General features: G+C 46.7%; 6 protein-coding genes and 1 pseudogene. 5 read left to right on the top strand and 2 right to left on the bottom strand.

Going from position 1 to position 4783, the window contains the following annotated elements:
* Positions 1 to 213: 213 nt before the first annotated feature.
* A complete protein-coding gene (locus ACJMLT_RS01765; RefSeq protein WP_405725686.1) occupies positions 214 to 918 on the top strand; it encodes a 5'-methylthioadenosine/adenosylhomocysteine nucleosidase in 705 nt (234 codons plus the stop codon).
* Positions 919 to 945: 27 nt separating this feature from the next.
* Entirely contained in the window at positions 946 to 1401 is a 456-nt protein-coding gene (locus ACJMLT_RS01760) for a hypothetical protein (RefSeq protein WP_405725683.1), read from the top strand.
* Between the two features lie 58 nt (positions 1402 to 1459).
* On the opposite strand, the gene ACJMLT_RS01755 is transcribed toward ACJMLT_RS01760, so the two are convergent.
* Complete coding sequence (locus ACJMLT_RS01755; RefSeq protein ID WP_405725680.1) at positions 1460 to 2254, bottom strand: HAD-IIA family hydrolase; 795 nt, start codon at positions 2252 to 2254, stop codon at positions 1460 to 1462.
* 136 nt (positions 2255 to 2390) lie between these two features.
* Positions 2391 to 2804, bottom strand: coding sequence for an acyl-CoA thioesterase (locus ACJMLT_RS01750; protein ID WP_405725677.1), 414 nt, complete (start codon positions 2802 to 2804; stop codon positions 2391 to 2393).
* Positions 2805 to 2968: 164 nt separating this feature from the next.
* Between ACJMLT_RS01750 and ACJMLT_RS01745 the strand changes: the two genes are divergently transcribed.
* The 3 genes and pseudogenes from ACJMLT_RS01745 to ACJMLT_RS01735 all read left to right on the top strand — a co-directional run.
* Positions 2969 to 3520, top strand: coding sequence for a hypothetical protein (locus ACJMLT_RS01745; RefSeq protein ID WP_405725674.1), 552 nt, complete (start codon positions 2969 to 2971; stop codon positions 3518 to 3520).
* Positions 3521 to 3549: 29 nt separating this feature from the next.
* Positions 3550 to 4344, top strand: coding sequence for an HAD family hydrolase (locus ACJMLT_RS01740; protein WP_405725671.1), 795 nt, complete (start codon positions 3550 to 3552; stop codon positions 4342 to 4344).
* 20 nt (positions 4345 to 4364) lie between these two features.
* Positions 4365 to 4783 (top strand): annotated as a pseudogene (locus tag ACJMLT_RS01735) (tRNA (N(6)-L-threonylcarbamoyladenosine(37)-C(2))-methylthiotransferase MtaB); the annotation flags it as partial.

Here is a 4783-nt window from a genome sequence, read left to right as displayed (position 1 = left end):
GATACTCCTTAAAAAGTTTCCATACCAGTATACAGAAGAAGACTGCTTTTTGCAACGGATTGGAGAAAAACTTAAGAAATCGTTAGAAAAGGGGGAGGGGTTGCAGTAGGCGGGGAAAATGTGATACAATGAATTGTGTATGAGAAGAATACAAACGGCTTTTTGTGGCGTATTTTGCCGGAAAGTCGGGAAAAAATAGAGACAGGAGATGAAATGGAAATGAAAACGATCGGCATCATCGGCGCGATGTCTGAAGAAATGGCATATCTGAAAGAAAAGGTCGAGATCGTGACGACAAAAAACGTCATTGGTCTGGATTTCCATATCGGGAAATATTGCGGCAACAGCGTTGTGCTGGTCATCAGCGGCATCGGTAAGGTCAATGCGGCTGTTTGCACACAGGTATTGATTGACCATTTTGGCGTAGACTATATCATCAACACAGGATGCGCGGGGGCTCTGAATGAAGAACTGGGCATCGGTGATATTCTGATCTCCACAGATGCCGTGCAGCATGATATGGATGTTTCTGCTCTGGGTGACCCTGTGGGTACGATCCCCAGACTGGCGGAAAGCTATTTCAAGGCAGACGAAATGCTGGTGAAGATCGCACAGGAAGCAGCGGCGGAATCTCAGGAGGAATATAAAGTTATTTTGGGACGCGTTGCCAGCGGAGACCAGTTTATCGGCACAAAAGAAGGAAAGGAACGCATCAAAAAGTACGTACAGGGTGACTGTGCGGAAATGGAAGGCGCAGCCATTGCCCATGCATGCTGGCTGAACCGTATTCCTTTTGTGGTGATCCGTGCCATTTCCGACAGTGCGGATGAAGAAGCAAATATGTCCTTTGACCAGTTTGTGCTGCTGGCAGCAAAACGCAGCAGTGATCTGGTAGAAAAAATGCTTGGAAAAATGTGATTTGTTATAATGAAGGGAGGATCTTCAATGACAGCAAAAACTCATGGTTATATCACAAAGGAAATCGAACTGGAACAGATCTATCAGTTTGTATTAAAATATTTTGACCCCGAAGCAAAAGTAAACCGTTATGAAAACCGTTTTGGCGAAAGCAACGAAATGGCTGTTTACTTCACCTATAAAGGCGAAGAAAGACGACTGTTCACAATGGTTTACAAAAGCCGTAAATTCTCCAGAACAGGCGACAAGGCAAGAATGGTGTTCCTGGATCTGGACTACTGGGGCCACAGTGTAGAAATCATGCGCTCCATCATGTCCTACTTCAGCGGCTGGCTGGATGAAAACGACTGTGATAAGGAAGATGCATACTTCATCGAAGAACAGCCTGACGGCGTAGTGCCCAATATCATCAAGATCACAAGAAAAGAACTGAACAGAAGAATGGGCGGTATGGTAGTCATCATCGAGGATGAAGACGAATAAGAAAAAAGGAAACAAAAAAGCACGGGCTTTGCAAAGCTCGTGCTTTTTCTGTTTGGAATTATTTTTTCTGTCTTTCAGCTACATCCACGATGCTGCCAACGCCGTCCAGAATGATGGAGGGGCGATAAGCGAATGTATCAACGGTTTCGCGGGTGGAAACGCCGGAAAGTACCAGAACGGTGGACATACCAGATTCCATACCAACGACCACGTCTGTATCCATGCGGTCGCCGACCATAACGGCTTCTGCGGAATGGCAGCCCAGAATTTCCAGACCGGTATGCATCATCAGAGGATTGGGTTTGCCGCAGAAATAAGCCTGTTTGCCTGTTGCCAGTTCAATGGGAGCAACCAGCGCGCGGCAGGCGGGCATGATGCCGTTTTCGATGGGGCCTGTCAGGTCGGAGTTGGCACCGATCAGTTTTGCACCCTTCAGCACCAGATTGGTTGCCTTTGTCAGCGTATCCAGAGAGTAGCTCTTGCTTTCGCCTACGACTACATAGTCGGGATTTACGTCATTCATAGTGATGCCTGCATCATAAAGAGCATTCAGCAGGCCGGCTTCGCCAATGGCATAAACGGAACAGCCGGGATCCTGTTTTTTCAGGAAAGCAGCTGTTGCCAGTGCGCTGGTGTAGAAATGTTCTTCGGAAACATCCAGACCCATACGAGCCAGCTTCTGCTGTAATTCTTTGGGTGTATAGCCGCTGTTGTTGGTCAGGAAAAGATATTCTTTATTTTCGCGGTGCAGCCAGTCGATAAATTCAGCAACGCCGGGCAGGATTTGATTGCCGTGGTAGATGACACCGTCCATATCACAGATAAAACCTTTTTTTTCGTTAAAATCGATCATGATATTATTCCTTTCTTCTTGGGATCCTTTTTTATGGCACACTTCGATTATAAATTGGAAGCGGTCATATTTCAAATCCTCTTTTGTTAAAATTCTGTTTGGTTTCGTTTTGCGAAGCAACCAGTCAAGGGTGCTTTTATTCCTGCAGTTCTAAATCTTTCAGCAACTGATACAGCTGGGGCTGTTCCTTCTGCAGGCGGATAAATCTGCCTTCTGCATTTAGGAAGCAATGTTCGGAATAGCCTTCACAGGCCAGACGGCCGTCAGGCTTTTTCATTTCGTATTTCAATTTCAGCTTTACCCCTTTGCATTCCAGTACGGAAACGGTGATATCGATCACTTCGGCGTAGGTGGTGCTGCATTTGTAGCGGCAGTCCACCGCGGTCACAGGGGAAAAGACGCCGGCTTCCTCGATTTTATCATAGGGCCAGCCGTATTCTTCCAGAAAAACGGTACGGGCTTCCTCCATCCAGCGGATATAGTTGGAGTGGTGGGTAATGCCCATTTTGTCGGTTTCGTAATATTGCACCTTATGCTGATATGCTTTCATCGGCAGTACTCCCTTCGGAAAACGATTGTCCATATATCATATCATAAAGAGAAGGGATTTTCAAATGAAACGAAAGATGAGAGAAATAGTATGAATTCTTGCTATTGCGGCGGTAAGTATGCTATACTAAAAGATAATCGATTGCAGAAAGGACGGTGGCAGATATGAAAGAGGAAAAGGATATTTTTGTAGTAGTGGATGAAGATATTGCGCACGCGGAAGCCGTCTGGGATGCATCCTCCTATGACAGTGATGCCATGGAGGGGTTGTTTTATCGCCTGATGGAACATTACGGCGATCAGATCGATGGTTTTATGAAGGGCCTCAGCGTGATCCAGTCTGACGAAGACACGGCAGATCTGGCGGAGGTCTATCGGGAAAACGTAAAAGTAATGATGGAACGACTGAAAGGCTTTCGGGAAAATGGCTGCAGCAACGAAGGCCTGATGGAATATTACATGGCGAAGGACAGACAGGAACTGGATTTTGAAGCAGATTTTACTGCCGTCCGTCTGGATCTTGGCATGATGGATTGTCTTTCCCGGGCAGAACGGGAGGATATCATCGGTCATCTGGACGAAATGGAAAACATTTGCGCCCGGGTGATGACGAAAAAGGAAAAATGGGAAGAAATGAGAAAACATCTGGTCTGGCTTTCCGGGAAAGATGTGACGGTGGCCATGAAACTACTGCCCCTGTTCTTCCGCATCAATTAACAAAGGAAAAAGGGACGAAGGAGAAAAGAATGATGATCAGGCTGATCGTATCCGATATGGATGGTACATTGGTGAATGATGAAAAGAAAATAGATGAAAATATTTATGCGCTTTTGCCGAAGCTGAAGGAAAAGGGGATCCGATTTGTGGTTGCCAGCGGCAGACAGTATCCCAGTCTGTGCAAGGATTTTCAGGAACATGTGAAGGATGTTGTTCTCTGTTCGGAAAACGGGGCTTTCATCATGGATAACGGAAAAGAACTTTATGCCAGATGCATGACGAAGGAGCAGGTGAAGATGTCTCTGGATGCGGCTTTTGCTGTAGAGGGGATGGAACCTGTGGTATGTGCAAAGCATGTGACCTATACCAGAAGTCCGGAGATGAAGGAATTTCTGGAGTCCCCCAAGTTCAATTATAAAATGGCTATGACCGATGATTTATACGCCATCGAGGATGATATCATCAAAATTTCCATGATTGTGCTGAATGGCGAAGATACGGTGACCATGTTCCGCAGGGTGCGGGCGGCGCTGGATGAGAGTCTGAATCTGGTGACCAGCGGCGAAGGCAGCATGGATACGGGGATCTATGGTGTCAACAAAGGCGCTGCCGTGGAAGTGCTGCAGGAAATGTGGGACATTACACCGGAGGAAACTATGGTGTTCGGCGACCAGTATAATGACGTAGACATGTTTGACAGAGCCCATTACAGCTTTGCTATGGCAGGGGCTGTTGAAGGTGTGAAGAAAAAAGCCCGTTATCTGGCGGGCAGCAATAACGAAGGCGGCGTGGTGAAAGAGATTCGTAAATTCACCGGAATCTGAGCCTGAAGGAGAGAAGAATTATGAAAAAAGCGGCAAGTTTTGCCTTAGGCTGTAAAGTAAATCAGTATGAAAGCGAAGCCATTGCGGAGCTGTTCGCAGAAAAGGGCTATGAGATCGTCGGCATCGATGAAGAGGCTGATGTATATGTGATCAATACCTGCACGGTAACGAATTTCGGGGATAAAAAATCCCGTCAGCTGATCCGTAAGGTAAAAAGACAGAATGAAAATGCCATCGTGGCGGTGGTGGGCTGCTATGCCCAGACAGCACCACAGGAACTGGTGCAGGTGGAAGGGGTCAACCTTGTCATCGGCACAAAGGACCGTGCCCAGATCGTAGAGATGGTAGAAAATTATAAAGTGGAAAACGGCGTGGAAAACCACGTTTCCGATATTATGAAGGAAAGGGTATTTGAACCCCTGTCCATTCAGAAACTGGC

It is taken from the genome of Anaerotignum sp. (assembly GCF_045122575.1).
GTDB lineage: Bacteria > Bacillota > Clostridia > Lachnospirales > Anaerotignaceae > Anaerotignum_A.
This window is presented reverse-complemented; position numbering and strand designations above follow the sequence as displayed.